Origin of the sequence: Ferrovibrio sp., assembly GCF_025869515.1 — a bacterium.
Classification (GTDB): Bacteria; Pseudomonadota; Alphaproteobacteria; order Ferrovibrionales; family Ferrovibrionaceae; genus Ferrovibrio.
This window is the reverse complement of the sequence record NZ_JAOZVR010000107.1, coordinates 15,762-37,828: the sequence shown is the minus strand read 5'-3', so window position 1 is coordinate 37,828 and position 22,067 is coordinate 15,762. Positions and strand designations below refer to the sequence as shown.

Genomic DNA, 22,067 nt, shown 5'->3' with positions numbered 1-22,067 from the left:
ATATGGCAATCGTGGCCGGGAACTGTGTCTCTACGGTTACACTCATGTCGAGAACTAATCACTTTGTATAAAATCTGTGCAATGACCATCGGTAATTTAATTTCAATCCTTCCAATCACAACGCAGCCGGGGAAATCCACCCCGATTCCCTATCAGGAGAAGATGCCATGACGTCGGCGCAGCCTCTGGTCATCATCGAGTCGCCCGGCGAATCCGCCCCCGGGATTCCGCCCGGCGTGCAGGTCATCCGCCTGAACTATCCGGCCAAGCGCAACGCCCTGTCGCTGGAACTGCGGGCCGAACTGATGACAGCCGTGGAGGCCGCCATGGCTGATCCGGCGGTGCGTGCCATCGTGCTGACCGGTACCGGCAGCGCCTTCTGCGCCGGCGGCGATATCTCTTCGATGCAGAATGTGGCCGGGGTGGCCGGGCGGCAGCGGCTGGCCAATCTGCACCGTCTGGCCCGCCTGCTGCTCGCCGGACCCAAGCCGGTGATCGCCGCAGTGGAGGGCTTCGCCTATGGCGCCGGCATGTCGCTGGCGCTGCTCTGCGACCAGGTGGTGGCGGCCAATGACGCGAAATTCTGCTGCTCCTTCGGCAAGGTCGGCCTGATGCCAGACATGGCGGCGCTGTGGACCGTGCCGCAGCGCGTCAATGCCGGCTGGGTGAAACGCCTGCTGATGCTGGCCGAGGAGATCGACGGCGAGACCGCCGGCCGCATCGGCCTGGCCGACCAGGTCACCGCACCGGGCGAAGCGCTGCCTGCCGCGCTCGCGCTGGCGGCGAAATTCGCCGCCCTGGCGCCGCTGCCGGTCGGTTTCATCAAGGCGACCCTGGCGCGCGGGCCGCAGCCTCTGGACGCCCTGCTGGCGCAGGAGGCGGATGGGCAGGCGCTGCTGTTCAACTCGGCGGATTTCGCCGAAGGGCGCGATGCCTTCCTGGCCAAGCGCAAGCCGGTTTTCGCGGGTCGCTAATTCAATTTGTTTCTGCCGTTGCGGAAGCCGCCGCAGCCGCTTGCGGCGGTTTTGGCGCGCCCATAGACTGCGCGCCATAATCCATAAGGTTTTACAGGAGGAAACCGATGCTGGGCCTGGTTCAGGACCGTCCGTTGCTGATTTCGCAGCTGATCGAATATGCCGCGCTGTACCACAGCAAGACGGAGATCGTGACCCGCACGGTGGAAGGTCCGATCCACCGCTACACCTATCGCGACCTGCGCGACCGCTCCAAGCAGCTGGCCAACGCGCTGACCCGGCTCGGCGTCAAGCTCGGCGACCGCATCGGTACGCTGGCCTGGAACACCTACCGGCATTTCGAGCTCTATTACGGCGTCTCGGGCATGGGCGCGGTGCTGCATACCGTCAACCCGCGGCTGTTCCCCGAGCAGATCGACTACATCGTCAACCATGCCGAAGACCAGTATCTGTTCTTCGACCTGACCTTCCTGCCGCTGCTCGAGAAGCTGGCGCCGCAGCTCAAGACCGTGAAGGGCTTCGTGCTGCTGAGCGACGCGGCGCATATGCCCAAGGACAGCAAGATCCCCAACCTGCTGTGCTACGAGGATCTGCTGGTGCAGGAGAAGCCGGATTTCGCCTGGCCGGAATTCGATGAACGGACAGCGTCCTCCCTTTGCTATACATCGGGCACCACCGGCAATCCGAAGGGCGTGCTGTATTCGCATCGCTCGACCGTGCTGCATTCCTACGCGGTCTGCCAGCGCGACGGCCTCAATCTCGGTTCGGGCGACTCTGCGCTGGTGATCGTGCCGCTGTTCCATGCCAATGCCTGGGGCGTGCCCTACGGCGCGGCGATGTGCGGCGCCAAGCTGGTCTTCCCCGGCCCGGCGCTGGACGGCAAGAGCGTGTACGAGCTGCTGCGCGACGAGAAATGCAACTTCTCGCTCGGCGTGCCCACGGTCTGGCTCGCCTTCTTCCAGTATATCGACGCCACGCCCGGCCTCGATGTGAAGAAGGACATCCTGATCCAGCGCTGCGTGATCGGCGGCTCGGCCGCGCCGCGCGCCATGATCGAGCGTTTCGCCAAGCAGCTCGACTGCTTCGTCATCCATGCCTGGGGCATGACCGAGATGTCGCCGCTCGGCACCACCGGCAACCTGCTGAAGAAGCATGCCGACCTGCCGCTCGACAAGCGCATCGATGTGCAGTCCAAGCAGGGCCGCACCGTCTATGGCGTCGAGATCAAGATCACCGACGACGACGGCAACGAGCTGCCGCGCGACGGCAAGGCCTTCGGCAACGTCAAGGTGCGCGGCCCCTGGATCACGCGCGGCTATTTCCGCGGCGAGGGCGGCAACGTGCTGGATAACGAAAGCTGGTTCACCACCGGCGACGTCGCCACGCTGGACGAAGACGGCTACATGCAGATCACCGACCGCTCGAAGGACGTGATCAAGTCGGGCGGCGAGTGGATTTCCTCGATCGACCTGGAGAATGCCGCGGTCGGCCACCCCGCCGTGCAGGAAGCCGCGGTGATCGGCGTGCATCACGAGAAATGGCAGGAGCGCCCGCTGCTGCTGGTGATCAAGAAGGCCGGCCAGGAGGTCAGCCGCGACGAGATGCTGAGCTTCCTCGAAAGCCGCGTCGCCAAATGGTGGCTGCCCGACGATGTGGTTTTCGTCACCGAGCTGCCGCATACCGCCACCGGCAAGCTGCTGAAGGTGAAGCTGCGTGAGCAGTTCAAGGACCACAAGCTGCCGACAGCCGGCGCGTAAGCGCCGCGTTCGGCAAGTCGACGAAGGGCCGCCTCTGTGGGGCGGCCTTTTTCGTTTCAGTTCCCGCCGTCGCGGCCGGCCTTGCCGGCGCGGGCCGCCAGCAGCTGGCGGATGCGGCGGATGACATCCTCCGCCTCGTAGGGCTTCTGCATGAACGGCCCGTCCTCGCACAGGCCGGCGGCGGCATCGGCGGCTTTTGCCGCGCCCGAGGTGATGATGACATCGACGCCGGGGCGAGTCTGCCGCACCCAGCGCGCGAGGCCGAAGCCGTCCATCTCGCCCGGCATCTGCACGTCGGTGAACACCACATCGACCTCGATATCGGCCTGGAACAGCGCCACCGCCTCTTTCGCGTTGCCGGCTTCGATCACCACATAGCCGCAGTCGCGCAGGTATTCGGCGATCACCATGCGCACCAGCACCTCGTCCTCGACCACCAGCACCACGGCGCGGTCGTCGCCGGCTTCGGCTGTGGTGCGGTCGTCTCGGGCGGAAGCCATCATGTGCAAATCTCCTCGGGCAGAGCAGAACGCGTGAGGGAACCCCTTGTTCCGGTGAGACAATCAGGGGCGCCCGCCCGGCCAGACTGCACGGCCGGGCGGCGCCTGTCCTGCAACAAATTCGGCTTATCCCCGGCTTATTTTTGCTCTCGACAGGCTTATCCGCGCTGATGCCGGCGTTATTCCGGCTTATCGATACCTTATCCCAAGCTTATTTCGGCTTATCCGGTGCTTATTCCGGTTTGTTCCCGTTCTCGTTGTCCAGTGCGGCGTCCATCTCCCGTACAGATGATTGCGTTGAAAACAGCGATTGCGCTAAGAACATAGAGGGTATATATTGTAGGAATATTATCAAGAAATTTATTTCGAAAGCGATACCCGATGGCACTTCAGCCACCCGACGACAATGACCCTTTCGACTTCTCCGGCTCGGTCGGCCGCCATGGCGATATGCCATCGACCGATATTGTGGCTGCCGAACGACATCGCCAGACCGGCGAGCCGGTCGGCTTCAACAGCCAGTCCGACATCCGGCGCGATTTGGCCGAGCGTGTTGGTTTGGAATGGGAGCGGCATCTTAAGAGCAACAACAAGCGATAGATCACCATCATGACCGATCAGCCAATCTATCCCTCGATGCGTGTCCGGTATCTATATATGACGGATACGGACTGGCGCGGCTTCGCCGATGCGCTGGCCGGGACTTTTCCGATGTTCCGCTATTATGCCGGAACGCCCTGGCAGCGATTTTACGATCCCGCGCCGATGGAAAAAACAGTCTTTCACAAGCATATGTTCGACCTGCCAGGCATCGAAACCAAATGCGAGGCGATGGCGGTGTTCGACGAAGACCGGTACGAATCGAATATGCAGTGGGAAATCGATGATCGCGGTCTGGGGCGTTGGGTGGTGAAGAAGGATGCGGAAGGTAAGAGAAGAAAGAATCCGTATTTCATGATCCAAATCTGGTACATGTTCGGGCCAGCTTTGCAGCAGAACTGGAAGATGCTCCCACAGAGCGACTGCACCTTCTATTGCGATCCCGGGAACCGCGAGCATGACGCAATGTCGCGTCGCTTTTATCGCCTGCTGGGAAAGTTCTGCACCAATCGCAATCAGGTCAGCTTCGACTTGCCCAGCCGCAAGGTGACGCATCTCCATGACAAGGGATCCTTGTTCTGGTTCGGCCATGATGCAATCCGCTGGGCGAATGAAGATCCGCAACGCTACATGCATTACTCGGAACACTCATCCATGCGACCGATGGATCCGGAAAACCCGCCTGCCGTCGGCTCGATCATCTGAGCGGTCCGGTCAGCTCAATCCCGCCGATACACCGCCGCCTCGTCCGCCGCGCCGCCGTCCTCCACCTTCACGCGGCCGTCCTCGGCCATGTGGATCAGATGCGCCAGCACCGAACGCGCCGCCGCCGGATGCAGGTATTTCGGAATATCGGCATACATCGCGCCCACCATCTGCGGGATGGTCTGCGGTCCGGCCTTCAGGCAGTCCATGATCTGTGCCTCGCGCCCCTGGCGGTGTTTGATCAGCGCGCGCGCGAAATGCTGCGGTGAATGGCCGGTATTCATCGCGTCGATCGGCGCGCCATGGGTGGGGTAGTAGCGCACGTCGTCGCGCGGCAGCAGCCGGTTCAGGCTGGCATAGTAATCCGCCATGCTGCCGTCGGGCGGCGAGATCACCGTGGTCGACCAGCCCATCACATGGTCGCCGCTGAACAGCGCCTTCTCCTCATGCAGCGCGAAGCACAGATGATTGGAGATATGGCCGGGCGTGTGCAGCGCGCTCACCGTCCAGCCCTTGCCCTGCAGCACCTCGCCATCCTGCAGCAGATGGTCGGGCATGAAATCGTGGTCGCCGCCTTCCTCCACCGCGAGGCTGCCTTTCGGCTGCGGATGCGGACCGAAGGCCCAGGTCTGTGCGCCGGTGCGCGCCTTCAGCAGCGCCGCGCCCGGCGAATGGTCGCGATGGGTATGGGTGACCAGGATGTGGCTGACCGTCTCGTCGCGCAGGTTGTCGAGCAGCGCCTCGACATGCGCCGGATCGTCGGGGCCGGGATCGATGACGGCGACGCCATCGCCATGGCCGAGGATATAGGTGCCGGTGCCATGGAAGGTGAAAGCCGAGGGATTCTGCGCAATGACGCGGCGCACCAGCGGCGACAGGCCGCTGACCGTTCCGTAGGCAAACTGCAACTCTTTGATGAAGGGAATGGACATGCCGGTTCCTTGAGCAGTTTCCCGGGGTGGTTTCCGGGCGGGCGTGGAGCGGAGCAGGGGCGAAAATTGACGCTACGTCAAGTGATTAGCATTCATCCGAGCGTGAAAGCGATTGACCTGTGCGGCGTGGCTTCCGTAATCTGCCACCCAATCAGGGCGGCACCAAGAACCGCCTGACATCTTTGGGAGGATGGACGCTGTCCGAGATTGTCCAGTTGCTGCTGAACGGGCTGGCGGCAGGCTGCATTTACGGCCTGATCGCGCTCGGTTTTGTGCTGATCTACAAAGCCACCGAGATGGTGAATTTCGCCCAGGGCGACCTGCTGATGCTGGGCGCCTTCGTGGCCTTTTCGCTGATCGAGGGCTTCGGCCTGAACTACTGGCTCGCCTTCCTCGGCGCCGTGCTGTTCATGGCGGTGTTCGGCTACCTGCTCGATACGCTGATCCTGCGGCAGGTGATCGGCCAGCCGCAGTTTTCCGTGGTCATGCTCACCATCGGGCTGGGCTTCCTGTTCCGCTCCGGCGCCTCGATGATCTGGGGCACCGAGACGCGCGCCTTTGCCACGCCGTTCACCGATGGCGTCACCCGGGTCGGCGGCTTCATCGTCGCCGATGTCAACGTGTCGATCGTGGTCGGCACGGCGATCCTGTGCGGCGCGCTCTATGCCTTCTTCCGCTTCACCCGCATCGGCGTCGCCATGCAGGCGGCGTCGCAGAACCAGCTGGCGGCCTATTACATGGGCATCCCGGTGAAGATGGTGTTCTCGCTGGTCTGGGCGATTTCGGCCGGCGTCGCCGCCGTGGCCGGCATCCTGCTGGCGCCGGTGTCGCTGATCGACACCACCATCGGCCTGCTGGGGCTGAAGGCTTTCGCCGCCGCCGTGCTGGGCGGTTTCGGCTCGATCCCGGGCGCGGTGATCGGCGGGCTGGTGATCGGCGTGATCGAGCAGTTCTCCGGCATCTATCTGCCGGAAGGCTTCAAGGATGTCGCCGCCTATATCGTGATCCTGCTGGTGCTGTTTGCCCGGCCGCAGGGCCTGTTCGGCAATATCGGCCGCAAGCGCGTGTAAGGAACAGACAGTCATGCGCTTCTTCTTCAAGACCGACTACAACCAGGACATCGACCTGTTCCGCGACAACACGGACCGGTTCTGGTACGGCCTGCTGGTCCTGGTGCTGCTGGCCGCGCCCTTCGTGCTGGAGGATTTCTGGCTCGGCGAGATTTCCTACGTCTTCATCCTCTCCATCGTCGGCATCGGCCTGATGCTGCTGACCGGCTATACCGGCCAGGTGTCGCTCGGCCATGCCGCCTTCCTCGGCATCGGCGCCTATACCCATGCCATCCTGCTCAATCTCGGCGTGCCGTTCTTCATCTCGATCCCGGTCGCCACGCTGCTCTCGGCGGTGATCGGCGCCGTGATCGGCCGGCCGGCGCTGCGGCTCACCGGTGTCTATCTCGCCATCGCCACGCTGGCCTTCGCCTTCATCATCGAGCAGATCCTGATCCGCTGGGAACATGTCACCGGCGGCTTCAAGGGCTTCGCCGTCGACCGGCCGGAAGTGTTCGGGATTTCCATCGTCGACGACGTGCCGTTCTACTACATCGCCTTCGGCGCCCTGGTGCTGGCAGTGCTGGCGGCGCTCAACCTGCTGCGCTCGCCCACCGGCCGGGCTTTCGTGGCGATCCGCGATTCGGAAATCGCCGCCCAGTCGATGGGCGTCAACCTCGCCGCCTACAAGACGCTGGCGTTTTCGCTCTCGGCCGGCTTCACCGGCTTCGGCGGCACGCTGTTCGCCCACAAGATCGGCTACCTGGCGCCGGATGCCTTCAACATCCTGCTCTCGATCCAGCTGCTGCTGATGGTGGTGGTCGGCGGGCTCGGCTCGCTGCACGGCGCGATCTACGGCGCCATCTTCGTCGGCTCGCTGCCGCAGCTGATCGCCATCCTGCGCGACTACCTGCCGGAAAGCGTCTCGCGCCAGCCCGGCCTGGAACCGGGCATCTTCGGCCTGATCCTGGTCTTCTTCATCCTGTTCGAGCCGCTCGGCATCTACGGCCGCTGGCTCAAGGTGAAGCTCTATTTCTCGCTCTTCCCGCTCTACAAGAAGGCGACCTTCAAGCGCCAGAAGACCTACACCAAATCGGAGCGCAACCGGTGACGCTGTTTCAGGCCGATAACCTCGCCATCAACTTCGGCGGCATCAAGGCGGTCGACGGCGTCAGCTTCGACGTGCAGAAGGGTCAGGTCTTCACCATCATCGGCCCGAACGGCGCCGGCAAGACCACGGTGTTCAACCTGATCAGCCGCATCTACGACCCGACCAGCGGCGCGCTGCGCTTCGAGGGCAACGACATCACCCAGGTGGCGCCGCACAAGATCGCCGCGCTCGGCATCGCCCGCACCTTCCAGAATATCGAGCTGTTCGAGCATGCCACCGTGCTGCACAACCTGCTGCTCGGCCGCCATGCCCATCGCGGCGGCAATATCGCCTCGCAGCTGCTGTTCCTGCCCAGCGTGCGCAAGATGGAGCTGGCGCATCGCGAGAAGGTCGAGCATGTGATCGACTTCCTCGACCTGCAGCATTACCGCGACACCTATATCGTCAACCTGCCCTACGGCGCCCGCAAGGTGGTGGAGCTGGCGCGCGCGCTGTGCACCGAGCCGAAGCTGCTGCTGCTCGACGAACCCTCCTCGGGCCTCAATACCGAGGAAACCGAGGACATGGCCTTCTGGATTCACGACATCCGCAACGAGCTCGGCATCACCGTGCTGATGGTCGAACACGACATGGGCCTGGTCAATGAGGTGTCGGACCGCGTACTGGCGCTGAATTACGGCCGCGTGCTGGCGCTGGGCACGCCGTCGGAGGTGCAGAGCCATCCCGAAGTCATCAAAGCCTATCTGGGAGGCTGAGATGAGCGCCGCACCCGCCGTCACGCAGCAGACCATCGAGCAGAAGCTGGCCAACCCGCCGCTGCTGAAGCTGTCGAATATCGAGACCTTCTACGGCCCGATCATGGCGATCCGCGGCGTCAGCCTGCAGGTGCCCGAGGGCAGCATCGTCACGGTTCTCGGTGCGAACGGGGCCGGCAAAACCACGATCCTGAAGACCATCTGCGGGGTGATGGACCCGCAGAAGGGCAGCGTGGTTTTCAACGGCCAGGAAATCCAGAAAATGGATCCTGACAAGGTGATGCGGCTCGGCATCGGCCATGTGCCGGAGGGCCGCGAAACCTTCCCGTTCCTGACGGTGAAGGAAAACCTGATGATGGGCGCCTTCACCCGCAAGGATGCCGATGGCGTGGCCAGGGACATGGAGCTGGTCTACGGCTATTTCCCGCGCCTGAAAGAGCGCGAGAACCAGGCCGCCGGCTCGATGTCGGGCGGCGAGCAGCAGATGCTGGCGATCGGTCGCGCGCTGATGGGCCGGCCCAAGCTGTTGCTGCTCGACGAGCCCTCGCTCGGGCTTTCTCCGAAACTGGTGAAGGAAATCTTCGAGATCATCGTGCGCATCAATGCCGAGCAGGGCACCACGATCCTGCTGGTCGAGCAGAATGCCAATGTGGCGCTGCATGCTGCGCATTACGGCTATGTGCTGGAAGTCGGCCGCATCGTGATGGCCGATACCTGCGCGAAGCTGCTCGAGAAGGAAGACATCAAGGAATTCTATCTCGGCATGAAGGAACAGGGCGTGCGCGGCAAGCGGCGCTGGAAGAAACGGAAAACGTGGCGTTAATCACTTGGGCGCCAGGCGCCACAGGGAGGCTGGTATGAGTGCCAAGACGGTCGACCCGAAAACCGGCATTGCCATCGATGCCGATATCCTCGCCATCATCGAACGCGACACCCTGCCGCGCTATTTCTGGCGCAAGGTGGCCGAGCGCGGCGACAAGGTGGCTTTGCGCGAGAAGGATCTCGGCATCTGGAATTCGATCACCTGGCGGCAGTATGGCGACAATGCCAAGCATGCCGGCTTAGGGTTTGCCGCGCTCGGCGTGAAGCGCGGCGAGGTGGTCTCGATCATCTCCGAGGGCAATCCGCAATGGCTCTATGCCGATCTCGGCAGCCAGGGCATCGGCGCCGTCACCAACGGCATCTACACCACCGATTCCGCCAAGCAGGTGGAATACATCTGCAACGACAGCCGGACGGTGGTCTACATCGCCGAGAATGACGAGCAGCTCGACAAGATTCTGGAAGTGCGCGACCGCTGCCCGAGTTTGCGCAAGATCGTCGTCATCGACATGGAAGGCCTGGCCGATTTCCGCGATCCGATGGTGATCAGCTTCGATGCGCTGCTGCAGCTCGGCCGCGACTATGAGAAGGCCCATCCGGCCTTCTGGGAAGACCAGCTCAAGCTCGGCCGGCCCGACGACCTCGCCATCCTGATCTACACCTCGGGCACCACCGGGGCGCCGAAGGGCGCGATGATCAGCCATCGCAACCTGGTGTTCCAGATGGAGACTGCCGGGCGGCTGCTGGAGCAGGGCGAGACCGACGAGCAGCTCAGCTTCCTGCCGCTGTGCCATATCGCCGAACGCGGCTTCACCCTGCTGTGGCCGATCCGCTCCGGCTCGACGGTGAATTTCGCCGAAAGCCCGGAAACCATCCCGCAGAACCTGCAGGAGGTGCAGCCCACCGTGTTCTTCGCGGTGCCGCGGCTCTGGGAGAAGTTCTATTCCGGCATCGCCATCCGCATGAAGGATGCCACCGGACTGGGCAAATTCGCCTACAGGACGGCGCTCGGCATCGGCTACAAGATGGCGCAATGCCGGCTCGAGCGGCGCACGCCCTCGCCCGGTCTGAAGCTCGCCTTCTGGCTGGCCGACCATCTGGTGCTGAAGAACATCAAGCGCATCATCGGCATCGACCGCTGCAAATGGCTGGTCACCGGCGCCGCCCCGATCTCGCCCGACCTGATCAAGTGGTACCTGGCGCTCGGCAAGGACATGCGCGAGGTTTACGGCCAGACCGAGAATGTCGGGCTCGCCACCTCGCCGCAGATGGACGAGATCAAGCTCGGCATGATCGGCCAGGCTGTGCCGAATACCGAGGTGAAGATCAGCCCGGACGGCGAGATCCTGCTCAAGGGGCCGCATGTCTTCATGGGCTACCTGAACAACCCGACCAAGACGGCGGAGACCATCGTCGATGGCTGGCTGCATACCGGCGATGTCGGCGTGGTCGACAACGAGGGCTGGTACCGCATCACCGACCGCATGAAGGACATCATCATCACCGCGGGCGGCAAGAACATCACGCCGTCGGAAATCGAGAACCAGCTGAAATTCAGCCCCTATGTCTCGGATGCAGTGGTGATCGGCGACCGCCGCGCCTATCTGACCTGCCTGATCATGATCGACCACGACAACGTGGTGAAATACGCCCAGGATCTCAACGTGCCCTTCACCAACTTCGCCTCGCTGTGCCGGGCCAAGGAAGTGCAGGAACTGATCTGGAGCGAGATCGAGAAGGTCAACAAGAACTTCGCCCGTGTCGAGACGATCAAGAAATTCCGCCTGATCGACCAGCAGCTCACCGCCGAGGATGACGAACTGACTCCGACGATGAAGCTGAAGCGCAAGTTCGTGAACGAGAAATACAAGCCTCTGATCGAGGAAATGTATGCCGGCGCCTGACGGCGACCGGCGAAGTGTAAGCTGATCCAACGGTTTACTGAAAAAGGGAGAATGAGGATGCGTACGAGAATTGTAGCCGCCACGGCGGCTTTTGCGGCGGTTGTCGGCCTCGCCGCGACCGCGGAGGCCCAGGCGGTTCGCGGCGTCAGCAAGTCGGAAGTCGTGATTGGCCAGCATACCGATCTCAGCGGCCCGGCGGCGTCCTATGGCGTGCATGTGTCGAATGCCATGCGGCTGTATTTCGACCGGATCAACGGCGAAGGCGGCATCCATGGCCGCAAGCTGCGGCTGATCGTGGAAGATCACCAGTATCAGGTGCCACGCGCGGTGCAGGCGGCCAACAAGCTGATCAACCGCGACAAGATCTTCCTGATGGCCGGCGCGCTCGGCACGCCGATGAACAACGCGGTGTTCCCCGACCAGTTCAAGGCCGGCGTGCCCAACCTGGCGCCGCTGACCGCTGCCCGCTCGATGGCGGAGCCGTTCCATCCGCTGAAGTTCCAGACCTTCTCCAGCTACTATGATCACACCCGCGCGGGCATCAAATACCTGGTAGCGAAGAACAGCCGCAAGAAGCTCTGCACGCTGTACCAGGACACCGATTTCGGCAAGGAAATCCTGGAAGCCGTGCAGGACCAGGCCAAGGCGATGAACATGCCGGTGGTTGAAACCGCCACCAACACGCCGATCGCTACCGACTTCACTGCGCAGATTTCCAAGCTGCGCACCGCCGGCTGCGACCTGGTGGCGATGGGCGCCATCGTGCGCGACGCCATCGTGCCCTATGCCACCGCGCGCAAGATGGGCTGGACCGATGTGGACTTCGTGTCGCAGTCGGCCAGCTTCGACCAGATCGTCGCTTCGGCGCCGGGCGGGTCGACCGAGGGCCTCTATGTGGGTGCCGGCACCGTGATGCCGTATCGCGACACCGCCTCGCCGCAGGTTGCGGCCTGGTGGGATGCCTACAAGGCCAAGTACAACAGCGATCCGAATATCGGTTCGGTTTACGGCCACAACATCGCCGACCTGATCGTCACGGCGCTCGATCGTGCCGGCAAGGACCTCACCACCGAGAAGTTCCTCAAGGCGCTGGAAGGCATCAGCGGCTATCGTGACATCTTCGGCGGTCCGGTGATCAGCTTCGGCCCGCAGAAGCATCAGGGCACCACCGACGTGCTGTTCTACCAGATCCAGAAGGGTCGCTTCGTGCAGATCGCCGACGGGCCGATCAAGTATTGATCTCAATCGTCTGGTTACGGCCTATTGCGAGAGGCCCGCGGGAAACCGCGGGCCTCTTTGCTTTTGTGCGTCGCAGCAACGCGATGCCGGCGCAGAATCCGTATAGGACCGCCCGGCACGGAGGACTAAGCTTCCCGGGTCAAGCTAAACCGCAAGACCACAAAAACGAGGGAGGTCCGCATGCGTAGGGTCCATGTGCTCACGGCCGCGGTCGTGACCGGTACAGTGGCAATCGCCGGCGCTGCTATGGCGCAGACCGGCAAGGTGCGTGGGGTAACCAAGAGCGAGATCGTCATCGGCATGCATACGGACCTGAGCGGCCCGGCGGCAAGCTATGGCGTGCATTCCTCGAATGCGATGCGGCTGCGCATCGACGAGGTCAACGAACAGGGCGGCATCTACGGCCGCAAGATCAGGCTGATCGTCGAGGACAACCAGTATCAGGTGCCGCGCGCCGTGCAGGCGGCCAACAAGCTGATCAACCGCGACAATATCTTCATCATGGCCGGCGCGCTCGGCACACCGATGAACAATGCGGTGCTGCCCGACCAGCTCAAGGCCGGCGTAATCAACTTCTCGCCGATCACGGCGGCGCGGCAGATGTCGGAACCGCTTCACCGGCTGAAATTCGCCGGCCTGTCGTCGTATTACGATCAGATCCGCGCCGGCATGAAATGGATGGTGGCCAACAAGGGCAAGAAGCGCTTCTGCACGCTGTATCAGGATACCGACTTCGGCAAGGAAATCCTGGAGGCCGTGCAGGACCAGGCCAAGGCGATGAACATGCCAGTGGTCGAAACCGCCACCAACAAGCCGGCGGATACCGACTTCACCGGGCAGATCACCAAACTGCGTTCCGCCAATTGCGACATCGTGGTGATGGGCACCATCGTGCGCGATGCCATCGTGCCCTACGGCACGGCGCGGAAGATGGGCTGGGACGTCGACTTCCTCGGCCAGTCGGCCAATTACGACCAGATCGTTGCCGGCGCGCCCGGCGGCGCGACGGAAGGCCTGTTTGTGATGGCCGGCACCGTGATGCCCTATCGCGATACGGCATCGCCGCAGGTGGCGGCCTTCATGGACAAGTACAAGGCCAAGTTCGGTGTCGACGTGAATATCGGCGCCGTCTACGGCTACGGTCTGATGGACCAGCTGATCTTCGCGCTTGATCGTGCCGGGAGGGACCTCAATACCGACAAGATGGTGGCGGCGATAGAAGGCATCCAGGGCTTCCGCGACATCTTCGGCGGCCCGGCGGTCAGCTATGGGCCGAACAAGCACCAGGGCGCCGACGAGGCTTTCCTGCATCAGGTGCAGAAGGGCCGCTTCGTGCAGATCGCCGGCCCGGTACGCTACGGCATGTAAGCGTTCCGGCGCCTGCCGGTGCGTTCCACGCTATCCGGCCGCGGCGCAGCCTGGCGCCGCGGCCGGTATTCTTTGAACCGCAGAAAACGAAAATCCGGAGGAAACATGCATAACCTGGGCAGAGTAACCCTTACCGCCGTCGCCGCGCTGCTGTTGCTGCCGGCCGGTCAGGCCGCGGCGCAGAAGCAGCAGGGCGTGACCAAGACCGAAGTGATCATCGGCACTCATACCGACCTGTCCGGTGTGGCGGCCGCTTTCGGCGTGCATTCCTCCAACGCGGCGCGCATGCGTTTCGACGAGGTGAATGCCCAGGGCGGCGTGCAGGGCCGCAAGATCCGCTACATCATCGAGGACAGCCAGTATCAGGTGCCGCGCGCGGTGCAGGCCGGCAACAAGCTGATCAACCGTGACAAGGTCTTCCTGATCCTGCTCGGCGCCGGCACGCCGATGAACAACGCCGTGATACCCGACCAGCTCAAGGCCGGGGTGCCGAACTTCTTCCCGCTCAGCTGGGCGAAGCAGCTTTACGAGCCGTTCCATCCGATGAAATGGGCGGCCGGTGCCTCGTATTACGCGCAGATGCGCGGCGCGGTGAAGCATTTCGTCGAGAAGCGGGGCAAGAAGACGGTCTGCGCGCTGTATCAGGATACCGATTTCGGCCGCGAGATTTTCGAAGGGGCGCGCGACCAGCTCGGGGCGATGAATGCCAAACTGGCGGATGCCACCACGCATAAGCCCACCGACACCGACTTCACCGCGCAGATGACCAAGCTGCGGGCGGCCAATTGCGACCTGATCGCGCTCGGCTCGATCATCCGCGATACCATCCTGGCCTACAGCACCGCCCGCAAGATGGGCTGGACGGTCGACATGGTCGGCACCACGGCGGCTTTCGATCTCAATGTCTCGGGTGCGCCGGGCGGGGCCACCGAGGGCCTCTATACGATGACGCAGATCGAGGCGCCGTATCCCGACTCCGCCAATCCGGCGATCCGGCAGTGGGTGGAGAAGTATCGCGCCAAATACAACACCGATCCCAATCCGGCGGCGCAGTTTTCCTATGTCGCCGCCGACCTGATCGTCATGGGGCTGGACCGCGCCGGCAGGGACCTCACCACGGAGAGCTTCCTCAAGGCGATGGAATCGATCCAGGGCTACACCGATATTTTCGGTGGCCCGGTGATGACCTTCGGCCCGAACAAGCGCCATGGCAGCGAGTCGGTTTTCATGGTGCAGGTGAAGGGCGGTCGCTGGACCCGGGTGACTGAGTCGCTGGCGTTTTAGTGCTTTCGCTGGAGTGACGCTTCGTAACGCAGATCGTCACCCTCGGATTTATTCCAAGGGTCCATCTGCACCATCGGCGTATCGGAACGCGCGATGGACCCTAGGGACAAGCCCTGGGGTGACGGTTTGTGTGGCAGGGGTGAATGACAAAATAATGGATAGGGGATGCATTCCACGGCCCGGCATGGCACAACCAGCCGGGCCGTTTCATGTCAGGTCTGAGCCGCAGTCCCATGTCTGTCTTTCCCGTGCATACGCAAGTGTCCAACACGCCGCTCGGCATCGGCTACATCCTGATCGCGGTGTCGTTGTTCGGCATCATGGATGCGCTGGTGAAATGGCTCACGGCCGGTTATCCCACCGTGCAGATCATGTTCTTCCGCAGCCTGTTTGCCTTCCCGCCCATCCTGCTGATGGTGTGGCGCGGCGCCGGCGGCGCGGGTAATGATCTCGGCACCACGCTGGCCAATGCCCTGACGCTGCTGAAGACCCGGCAGCTGGCGGGCCATGGCCTGCGCTCGGTGTTCGGCTGCGGCGCCATGCTGCTGTTTTTCTACTCCTACCAGTTCCTGCCGCTCGCCGAGGTGACGGCGATTGCGTTTGCCGCGCCGATCTTCATCGCCTGCCTGTCGGTCTGGCTGCTGCAGGAACGCGTCGGCCTGCATCGCTGGTCGGCCATTATCGTGGGCTTTGTCGGCATGCTGGTGATCATCCGGCCCGGCAGCGGCATGCTGGAAAGCGCCAGCCTGATCGTGGTGATGGCGACCCTGCTTTACGCGCTCGCCATCATCCAGATCCGCAAGCTCAGCCGCCTGGAACCCTCCACCACCATTGCCTTCTGGTTCACGGCCTTCTGCACGCTGCTCACCGGGCTGGCGCTGCCGTTCTTCTGGGTGACGCCTGATTTCACCGACCTGCTGCTGCTGATCGGCACCGGCCTCATCGGCGGCACGGCGCAGCTGTGCATGACGCGCGCCTACGGGCTGGCGCCGGCCGCCGTGGTATCGCCGTTCGACTACACGCATCTGCTGTGGTCGGTGCTGATCGGCTGGTATGTCTGGGGCGATTTCCCGGACGTGCAGACCTGGATCGGCTGCGCCATCGTGATCGCCAGCGGGCTGTACATCCTGTATCGCGAGACAGTGAGGCGCGCGCCCGTGCCGCCCATTGTGACGGAGTAGGGTGGGTGACGGAGTAGGGTGGGTGACGGAGTAGGGCTCGCGCCTTCCACACAACGTCACCCTTGGGCCCGGCGGCTTTGCCGCCATACATATGCCTTCGCGCAAAGCGCGATGGCCAAGGGTCCATGCCATCCATCAGTGCATCGGCCAATAGATCTTCTTGGGCAGATGGACCCTCGGAATAAATCCGAGGGTGACGGTTGGGGAGGCGGCAGGAGAGCCGCGCGTCACCGCAGGATCAAGACAGATTTTTGGGAGAATTCGCGCGCTGGTCGGAGCGAGAGGATTCGAACCTCCGGCCCCTAGCTCCCGAAGCTAGTGCTCTACCAGGCTGAGCTACGCTCCGACCGGCGCGGGCCGACTGTATAACGCCTGAGGGGCGCCCCCGCAAGCGGCCCCCCGACAGGATTCGGGGCATTCCGGCAGGAATTTAGGATCGGCGGAAAATCATGCTGCACCAGCGGCTTAAAAGCCGCCCGGGCGCTGCGTCAGAGGGCGCGTTCGACGGCGAAATCGACCGCTTCGGCCAGCGCATCGCGCATTGCGCCGGCGGGGAAGGGGGCCAGCGCCTGACGCGACTTCTGGGCATAGAGCCGGGCGCGCGCCATGGTCTCCTGGATGGCGCCATGGCGCTCCATACAGGCCAGCGCCTGCGGCCAGTCCTCGGCCGTCTGTTCTTCCGGGCGCTCGATCACCCGGCGCCAGAAGCCGCGTTCGCTCTCGCTGCCCCTGGAGAAGGCGAGCAGCACCGGCAGGGTGATCTTGCCCTCGCGGAAATCGTCGCCGGTATTCTTGCCCAGCGTGGCGCCGTCGGAGGCATAGTCCAGCGCATCGTCGACCAGCTGGAAGGCGATGCCGAGATTGTGGCCGTAATCGTCGAGCGACTGCACCTCGGCCTGCGGCCGGTCGGCGATCACGGCGCCGACGCGGCAGGCGGCGGCAAACAGCGCCGCGGTCTTGGCCTTGATCACCTTCAGATAATCGCTTTCCAGCGAATTCATGTCGTTGGCGATCACCAGCTGCAGCACTTCACCCTCGGCGATTTCCGAGGATGCACCAGCCAGGATGCGCAGCACCTCCAGCGAGCCAGTTTCGACCATCAGCTGGAAGGCGCGGGTGAACAGGAAGTCGCCGACCAGCACGGAAGGCTGGTTGCCCCACAGCACATTGGCGGTGGCATTGCCGCGGCGGCGGTCGCTCTCGTCCACCACGTCGTCATGCAGCAGGGTGGCGGTATGGATGAATTCGACGCAGGTGGCCAGCAGCACATCCTTGTCGCCCTGGTAGCCGCAGAGCCGGGCGGCGCCCAGTGTCAGCAGCGGCCGGATACGCTTGCCGCCGGCGGCGATCAGATGACTGGCCAGTTCGGGGATCAGGCTGACATCGCTGGCCATGCGGGCGATGATCTCGCGATTCACCGCATCCATATGGGCCGCCACCAGGGCGCGCAACGGCTCGATGCTGGGCTTGGGGCCCGGCGCCGGCAGGTCTTGCAACGATTTGGAGGCGGTCTGCACCACGGTGGCCGAACCCATGATTGTGTCGAGCGGTCTGGCTGGAGCATAGTGGGCTGGCCGGGTCGGTCAAGCGCCGCTCATTTGCCAAGTTCCTCTTTCATATCAAATGCCTGACATCGATCACACACATGATGCTTTGCTGGGCGGCCTGATCCGCCTGAAACAGCCGCGCAAGGGCCAGCGGGCCAGCGCCGATGCGGTGATGCTGGCCGCCGCCATCGGCTGCCGGGCGGGTGCGCGGGTTCTGGAACTCGGCTGCGGCTCCGGCGTGGCCATGCTCTGCCTGGCCGCGCGGCTGAAGGCGATTACGGTTGCCGGCATCGAACTGCAGCCCGACCTGGCCGCGCTCTGCGCCCGCAATATCGAGGCCAATGGGCTGGGCGAGCGGCTCAGCGTATACGAAGGCGACATCCGTGCCCGGCGCATTGCCGGCCTGGCGCCCAACAGTTTCGACCAGGTCTTCGCCAATCCGCCGTATTTCGACATGGCGCGACATCGTGTCTCACCGCATGCCGGACGGGCCGCGGCGCGCGCCGAAGCCGAAGATGCCGATCTGGGCCACTGGATCGCCGCCATGCTGCGCTATGCCAGGCCCAATGCCGGCCTGACCCTGATCCACAAGGCCGAGCGGCTGGGCGACATCCTGGCGGCGCTGGACCGCAAAGCCGGCGCGATTCGGGTGATTCCGCTGTGGTCCAAGGCCGGCCAGCCGGCGAAACGCGTGATCGTGCGGGCGATCAAGGGCAGCAAGACGCCGCTGACGCTGACGCCCGGCCTGCTGCTGCACCGGCCCGACGGCAGCTACCTGCCGGAGATCGAGGCGGTGCTGCGCGATGGCGCCGCCCTGCCCGCGGTCTAGCGGCCGCAAGTCCGGGAGGGGGGCTTCCGGGCAGCCCTTGCGGCAGGCAGGACAAAGCCCCAGAATCAGACGTCCATATCCTGCTTCCGAGCCCGTATCCGCCCGCCATGCTGAAATACCTGCTGCTGATCGTGATCGTTGCCGCCGTCTGGTATGGCTGGCGCTATATCAATCGGAAGCCTGCGCCTAAAACCCCGGCTGCGCCGCCGCCGAATCCGGCGACGCAGCAGCCCAAAGCCGTCGCCGAAGACCTGAAACCCTGCCCGGTCTGCGGCACCTACATGGTTGCCGGTCCGGACCAGTCTCCCGGCCAGACCTGCGGCCGTCCGGACTGTCGCCCGGCCTGAGCTGTCGGTCTGAATTTCCCGGCCTAAGTCGAAGCCCCCAATGGCTTGATTCCAAAGCCTGCGCTGGCTAAGGTCCGCCCGATTTCAAACCCTCCCAACGCACGCAAAGGCGAGAGCGCAAAGGACCCTGCGATGGCGCCCACCGGACCCGCTGCGGCTTCGTCGTTTCAGGATCTGATCCTTACGCTGCAGAGCTATTGGGCGCGGCAGGGCTGCCTGCTGCTGCAGCCTTACGACATGGAAGTCGGCGCCGGCACCTCCCACCCCGCCACCACGCTGCGCGCGCTCGGCCCCGAACCGTGGAGTGCCGCCTACGTGCAGCCCTCGCGGCGGCCGAAGGACGGCCGCTATGGCGAGAACCCGAACCGCCTGCAGCATTACTACCAGTTCCAGGTGATCCTGAAGCCGAGCCCGGCCAATGTGCTGGAGCTGTATCTCGGTTCGCTGGAGGCGCTCGGCATCTCGTCCAAGCGCCATGACATCCGCTTCGTCGAAGACGACTGGGAAAACCCGACGCTCGGCGCCTGGGGCCTGGGCTGGGAAGTCTGGTGCGACGGCATGGAGGTGACGCAGTTCACCTATTTCCAGCAGGTCGGCGGTTTCGACTGCACGCCGGTCTCGGCCGAGATCACCTATGGCCTGGAACGCCTGGCCATGTATGTGCAGGGCAAGGACAACGTTTACGACCTCGATTTCAACGGCCGTGGTGTGAAATACGGCGAGGTCTTCCTGCAGGCCGAACGCGAATTCTCCGCCTACAATTTCGAGCATGCCGACACCGAGCAGCTGTTCCGCCGCTTCGCCGATGTCGAGAAGGAATGCGTGGCGCTGATCGACAGGGGCCTGGCCCTGCCGGCCTATGACCAGTGCCTGAAGGCGAGCCATACCTTCAACCTGCTGGATGCGCGCGGCGTGATCAGCGTGACCGAACGCGCCGCCTATATCGGCCGCGTGCGGGCGCTGGCCAAGGCCTGCTGCACCCAGTGGCTCAAGGGCCGCGGCCATCTGCCGGCCGATCTGAAAGCGGAGGGCGCATGATGCTCGGCGAACTCCTGCTCGAACTGCATTCGGAAGAGATTCCGGCGCGCATGCAGCTGCGTGCCGCCGAGGACCTGCAGCGCCTGGTTACCGAAAGCCTGAAGAAGGCCGGGCTGAATTTCGACAAGAGCGAGGCCTATGTCACGCCGCGCCGGCTGGCGCTGGTGGTGCGCGGCCTGCCGCGCGTGCAGGAGGCGGTGCGCGAGGAGAAGAAGGGGCCCCGCGTGGGGTCGCCCGATGCCGCGATCCAGGGCTTCCTGCGCGGCGCCGGGCTATCCTCGCTCGACCAGTGCGAGAAACGCGATACCGGCAAGGGTGAATTCTGGTTCGCCGTGGTGGAGAAGCCGGGCGAGGCGACGAAAGACGCGCTCAGGCGCCTGCTGCCCGAGGCGCTGGCGCTGCTGCCCTGGCCGAAATCGATGCGCTGGGCCGATCACCCGTTGCGCTGGGTGCGGCCGCTGCACTCGATGATCTGCCTGTTCGAAGGCGAAACGGTGCCGTTCGTGTCCGGTCATCTCACCGCCGGCGACAGCACCTGCGGCCATCGTTTCCAGGCGCCGGGCCGCTTTGCCGTGCGCGACGCCACCGATTATCTGCGCCGGCTGCGTGCCGCCTATGTCGAGCCCGATTTCGCCGCGCGCCGCAGCGCCGTGCTGAAAGATGCCGGCTTCGCCGCCGCCAACGAGCAGCTGGTGCTGGTGGAGGATGCCGGTCTGGCCGACGAGGTGACCGGCCTGGTCGAACAGCCTGTCGTGCTGCTGGGCCGCATCCCGCAGCAGTTCATGGAGGTGCCGCGCGAGGTGCTGACCACCACCATGCGCTCGCACCAGAAGTATTTCGCGCTCAATACGAAGGACGGCGCGCTGGCGCCGCGTTTCGTCATCGTCGCCAACACGCTGACCGACGATGGCGGCAAACAGGTGATCGCCGGCAACGAACGCGTGCTGAACGCGCGCCTGTCGGATGCCAAATTCTTCTGGGACCAGGACCGCAAGCAGACGCTGGAAAGCCGCCTGCCGGCGCTGAAGGACATCGTCTTCCATGCCAGGCTCGGCACCGTGGCGCAGAAGGTCGAGCGCGTCGAACGGCTGGCCTACGAGATCGCCGGCAGTCTGCATGCCGATGCCAAGATGGCACGCCGCGCCGCCAAGCTGGCCAAGGCCGATCTGGTCAGCGGCCTGGTCGGCGAATTCCCCGAACTGCAGGGCGTCATGGGGCGTTATTACGCGCTGAACGACGGCGAGGCGCCCGAGGTGGCCGAGGCGATCGCGCAGCATTATGCGCCGCAGGGGCCGAACGACCGCTGCCCGACCGCGCCGGTCGCGGTGACGGTGGCGCTGGCCGAGAAGATCGACACGCTGGCCGGCTTTTTCGCCATCGACGAGAAGCCGACCGGTTCGAAGGATCCCTTCGCGCTGCGGCGTGCCGCGCTCGGGGTGATCCGCCTCATTCTGGAAAACAAGCTGGCGCTGCCGCTGCGCGCGCTGTTCCGCTCGGCGCTGTCGCTGCAGATCGTGCAGGCGGACGGCAAGCGCAATCCGACCGAGGAGCTGCTGCAGTTCTTCGTCGACCGCCTGAAGGTGCATCTGCGCGAGCAGGGCGTGCGGCACGATCTGGTCACCGCGGTCTTCGCCAAGGGCGGTGACGACGATCTGGTGCGCGTGCTGGCCAAGGTGGATGCGCTGCGCGGTTTCCTGACCGAAGGCGAGGGTGCCAATCTGCTGGTGGCCTATCGTCGCGCCAACAACATCGTGCGCGCCGAGCTGAAAAAGACACCGGATCTCAAGCTCGGCGACGTCGACGGCCGCCTGATCGCGCAGGACGAGGAGCGGACGCTGGTCACGGCGCTCGGCGACCTGCCCGGCGCAGTCCCGGGAAAGACACAGGACGAGGCGGATTTCCGCCACTATCTTGCCACACTTGCGCGGCTACGTGCGCCGGTCGACGCGTTTTTCGAACGCGTCACCGTGAATGCCGATGACACGGCCGTGCGACGCAATCGTTTGAGTTTGCTGTCGGCCGTCGCCGGCAGCATGGACCGTATCGCCGACTTTTCCCAGATCGAGGGGTAATACCGCCATGGCCACCAAAAAAGCCGCCAAGAAAAAAGTCGCCAGGAAGACCG

The 22,067-nt window shown here is 64.0% G+C and carries 20 protein-coding genes and 1 tRNA gene; 17 read left to right on the top strand and 4 right to left on the bottom strand.

Annotated features, from left to right (window positions below; translation table 11 throughout):
- Positions 1-167: 167 nt before the first annotated feature.
- Both OJJ21_RS18890 and OJJ21_RS18885 read left to right on the top strand, forming a co-directional pair.
- On the top strand, positions 168-974 hold the full coding sequence (locus OJJ21_RS18890) for an enoyl-CoA hydratase-related protein (protein ID WP_297688725.1): 807 nt from the start codon (positions 168-170) through the stop codon (positions 972-974).
- A gap of 107 nt (positions 975-1,081) precedes the next feature.
- A complete protein-coding gene (locus OJJ21_RS18885; protein WP_297688723.1) occupies positions 1,082-2,731 on the top strand; it encodes a 3-(methylthio)propionyl-CoA ligase in 1,650 nt (549 codons plus the stop codon).
- 56 nt (positions 2,732-2,787) lie between these two features.
- On the opposite strand, the gene OJJ21_RS18880 is transcribed toward OJJ21_RS18885, so the two are convergent.
- Entirely contained in the window at positions 2,788-3,234 is a 447-nt protein-coding gene (locus tag OJJ21_RS18880; RefSeq protein WP_297688720.1) for a response regulator, read from the bottom strand.
- Positions 3,235-3,612: 378 nt separating this feature from the next.
- Between OJJ21_RS18880 and OJJ21_RS18875 the strand changes: the two genes are divergently transcribed.
- Both OJJ21_RS18875 and OJJ21_RS18870 read left to right on the top strand, forming a co-directional pair.
- Positions 3,613-3,831, top strand: coding sequence for a hypothetical protein (locus tag OJJ21_RS18875; RefSeq protein WP_297688718.1), 219 nt, complete (start codon positions 3,613-3,615; stop codon positions 3,829-3,831).
- A gap of 9 nt (positions 3,832-3,840) precedes the next feature.
- On the top strand, positions 3,841-4,536 hold the full coding sequence (locus tag OJJ21_RS18870) for a hypothetical protein (RefSeq protein ID WP_297688715.1): 696 nt from the start codon (positions 3,841-3,843) through the stop codon (positions 4,534-4,536).
- A gap of 14 nt (positions 4,537-4,550) precedes the next feature.
- Here the strand turns inward: OJJ21_RS18870 and OJJ21_RS18865 are convergent, their stop codons facing one another.
- Positions 4,551-5,468, bottom strand: a complete 918-nt coding sequence (locus tag OJJ21_RS18865) for an MBL fold metallo-hydrolase (RefSeq protein ID WP_297688712.1) — start codon at positions 5,466-5,468, stop codon at positions 4,551-4,553.
- 119 nt (positions 5,469-5,587) lie between these two features.
- On the opposite strand from OJJ21_RS18865, the gene OJJ21_RS18860 reads away from it, so the two are divergent.
- The 9 genes from OJJ21_RS18860 (at position 5,588) to OJJ21_RS18820 (ending at position 16,181) form a co-directional block, all read left to right on the top strand.
- Positions 5,588-6,538, top strand: coding sequence for a branched-chain amino acid ABC transporter permease (locus OJJ21_RS18860; RefSeq protein ID WP_297688710.1), 951 nt, complete (start codon positions 5,588-5,590; stop codon positions 6,536-6,538).
- Positions 6,539-6,551: 13 nt separating this feature from the next.
- A complete protein-coding gene (locus tag OJJ21_RS18855) occupies positions 6,552-7,628 on the top strand; it encodes a branched-chain amino acid ABC transporter permease (RefSeq protein ID WP_297688708.1) in 1,077 nt (358 codons plus the stop codon).
- Complete coding sequence (locus OJJ21_RS18850; RefSeq protein ID WP_297688706.1) at positions 7,625-8,383, top strand: ABC transporter ATP-binding protein; 759 nt, start codon at positions 7,625-7,627, stop codon at positions 8,381-8,383. Before OJJ21_RS18855 ends, OJJ21_RS18850 begins: the two co-directional genes overlap by 4 nt.
- Before the next feature lies 1 nt (position 8,384).
- A complete protein-coding gene (locus OJJ21_RS18845) occupies positions 8,385-9,206 on the top strand; it encodes an ABC transporter ATP-binding protein (RefSeq protein WP_297688704.1) in 822 nt (273 codons plus the stop codon).
- A 34-nt stretch (positions 9,207-9,240) separates the two neighbouring features.
- A complete protein-coding gene (locus OJJ21_RS18840) occupies positions 9,241-11,109 on the top strand; it encodes an AMP-binding protein (protein WP_297688701.1) in 1,869 nt (622 codons plus the stop codon).
- 57 nt (positions 11,110-11,166) lie between these two features.
- Positions 11,167-12,348 (top strand): ABC transporter substrate-binding protein, encoded by a 1,182-nt coding sequence (locus OJJ21_RS18835; protein WP_297688698.1) that lies wholly within the window; start codon positions 11,167-11,169, stop codon positions 12,346-12,348.
- Positions 12,349-12,528: 180 nt separating this feature from the next.
- Positions 12,529-13,716 (top strand): ABC transporter substrate-binding protein, encoded by a 1,188-nt coding sequence (locus OJJ21_RS18830; RefSeq protein WP_297688696.1) that lies wholly within the window; start codon positions 12,529-12,531, stop codon positions 13,714-13,716.
- Between the two features lie 105 nt (positions 13,717-13,821).
- Positions 13,822-15,000 carry an ABC transporter substrate-binding protein gene (locus OJJ21_RS18825; protein WP_297688695.1) on the top strand — a complete coding sequence of 393 codons (1,179 nt, stop codon included), beginning with the start codon at positions 13,822-13,824 and terminating at the stop codon, positions 14,998-15,000.
- Between the two features lie 233 nt (positions 15,001-15,233).
- Entirely contained in the window at positions 15,234-16,181 is a 948-nt protein-coding gene (locus OJJ21_RS18820) for a DMT family transporter (protein ID WP_297688692.1), read from the top strand.
- 269 nt (positions 16,182-16,450) lie between these two features.
- Here the strand turns inward: OJJ21_RS18820 and OJJ21_RS18815 are convergent.
- Positions 16,451-16,527, bottom strand: a tRNA-Pro gene (locus OJJ21_RS18815).
- Positions 16,528-16,669: 142 nt separating this feature from the next.
- Entirely contained in the window at positions 16,670-17,608 is a 939-nt protein-coding gene (locus OJJ21_RS18810) for a polyprenyl synthetase family protein (RefSeq protein ID WP_297688734.1), read from the bottom strand.
- 196 nt (positions 17,609-17,804) lie between these two features.
- Between OJJ21_RS18810 and OJJ21_RS18805 the strand changes: the two genes are divergently transcribed.
- From OJJ21_RS18805 to glyS, 4 genes are all read left to right on the top strand, one after another.
- Positions 17,805-18,557, top strand: a complete 753-nt coding sequence (locus OJJ21_RS18805; protein ID WP_297688691.1) for a methyltransferase domain-containing protein — start codon at positions 17,805-17,807, stop codon at positions 18,555-18,557.
- 107 nt (positions 18,558-18,664) lie between these two features.
- Positions 18,665-18,904 carry a hypothetical protein gene (locus OJJ21_RS18800; protein ID WP_297688689.1) on the top strand — a complete coding sequence of 80 codons (240 nt, stop codon included), beginning with the start codon at positions 18,665-18,667 and terminating at the stop codon, positions 18,902-18,904.
- A 132-nt stretch (positions 18,905-19,036) separates the two neighbouring features.
- On the top strand, positions 19,037-19,942 hold the full coding sequence (locus tag OJJ21_RS18795) for a glycine--tRNA ligase subunit alpha (RefSeq protein WP_297688686.1): 906 nt from the start codon (positions 19,037-19,039) through the stop codon (positions 19,940-19,942).
- On the top strand, positions 19,942-22,014 hold the full coding sequence (gene glyS, locus OJJ21_RS18790) for a glycine--tRNA ligase subunit beta (RefSeq protein WP_297688733.1): 2,073 nt from the start codon (positions 19,942-19,944) through the stop codon (positions 22,012-22,014). The genes OJJ21_RS18795 and glyS overlap by 1 nt, the downstream gene beginning before the upstream one ends.
- The last annotated feature ends 53 nt before the right edge of the window (positions 22,015-22,067 follow it).

Coding starts and splice junctions, on each gene's coding strand:
- OJJ21_RS18890 (WP_297688725.1), top strand. CDS start 168: ATGACGTCGGCGCAGCCTCTGGTCATCATCGAGTCGCCCGGCGAATCC.
- OJJ21_RS18885 (WP_297688723.1), top strand. CDS start 1,082: ATGCTGGGCCTGGTTCAGGACCGTCCGTTGCTGATTTCGCAGCTGATC.
- OJJ21_RS18880 (WP_297688720.1), bottom strand. CDS start 3,234: ATGATGGCTTCCGCCCGAGACGACCGCACCACAGCCGAAGCCGGCGAC.
- OJJ21_RS18875 (WP_297688718.1), top strand. CDS start 3,613: ATGGCACTTCAGCCACCCGACGACAATGACCCTTTCGACTTCTCCGGC.
- OJJ21_RS18870 (WP_297688715.1), top strand. CDS start 3,841: ATGACCGATCAGCCAATCTATCCCTCGATGCGTGTCCGGTATCTATAT.
- OJJ21_RS18865 (WP_297688712.1), bottom strand. CDS start 5,468: ATGTCCATTCCCTTCATCAAAGAGTTGCAGTTTGCCTACGGAACGGTC.
- OJJ21_RS18855 (WP_297688708.1), top strand. CDS start 6,552: ATGCGCTTCTTCTTCAAGACCGACTACAACCAGGACATCGACCTGTTC.
- OJJ21_RS18845 (WP_297688704.1), top strand. CDS start 8,385: ATGAGCGCCGCACCCGCCGTCACGCAGCAGACCATCGAGCAGAAGCTG.
- OJJ21_RS18840 (WP_297688701.1), top strand. CDS start 9,241: ATGAGTGCCAAGACGGTCGACCCGAAAACCGGCATTGCCATCGATGCC.
- OJJ21_RS18835 (WP_297688698.1), top strand. CDS start 11,167: ATGCGTACGAGAATTGTAGCCGCCACGGCGGCTTTTGCGGCGGTTGTC.
- OJJ21_RS18830 (WP_297688696.1), top strand. CDS start 12,529: ATGCGTAGGGTCCATGTGCTCACGGCCGCGGTCGTGACCGGTACAGTG.
- OJJ21_RS18825 (WP_297688695.1), top strand. CDS start 13,822: ATGCATAACCTGGGCAGAGTAACCCTTACCGCCGTCGCCGCGCTGCTG.
- OJJ21_RS18820 (WP_297688692.1), top strand. CDS start 15,234: ATGTCTGTCTTTCCCGTGCATACGCAAGTGTCCAACACGCCGCTCGGC.
- OJJ21_RS18810 (WP_297688734.1), bottom strand. CDS start 17,608: ATGGATGCGGTGAATCGCGAGATCATCGCCCGCATGGCCAGCGATGTC.
- OJJ21_RS18805 (WP_297688691.1), top strand. CDS start 17,805: ATGCCTGACATCGATCACACACATGATGCTTTGCTGGGCGGCCTGATC.
- OJJ21_RS18800 (WP_297688689.1), top strand. CDS start 18,665: ATGCTGAAATACCTGCTGCTGATCGTGATCGTTGCCGCCGTCTGGTAT.
- OJJ21_RS18795 (WP_297688686.1), top strand. CDS start 19,037: ATGGCGCCCACCGGACCCGCTGCGGCTTCGTCGTTTCAGGATCTGATC.
- glyS (WP_297688733.1), top strand. CDS start 19,942: ATGCTCGGCGAACTCCTGCTCGAACTGCATTCGGAAGAGATTCCGGCG.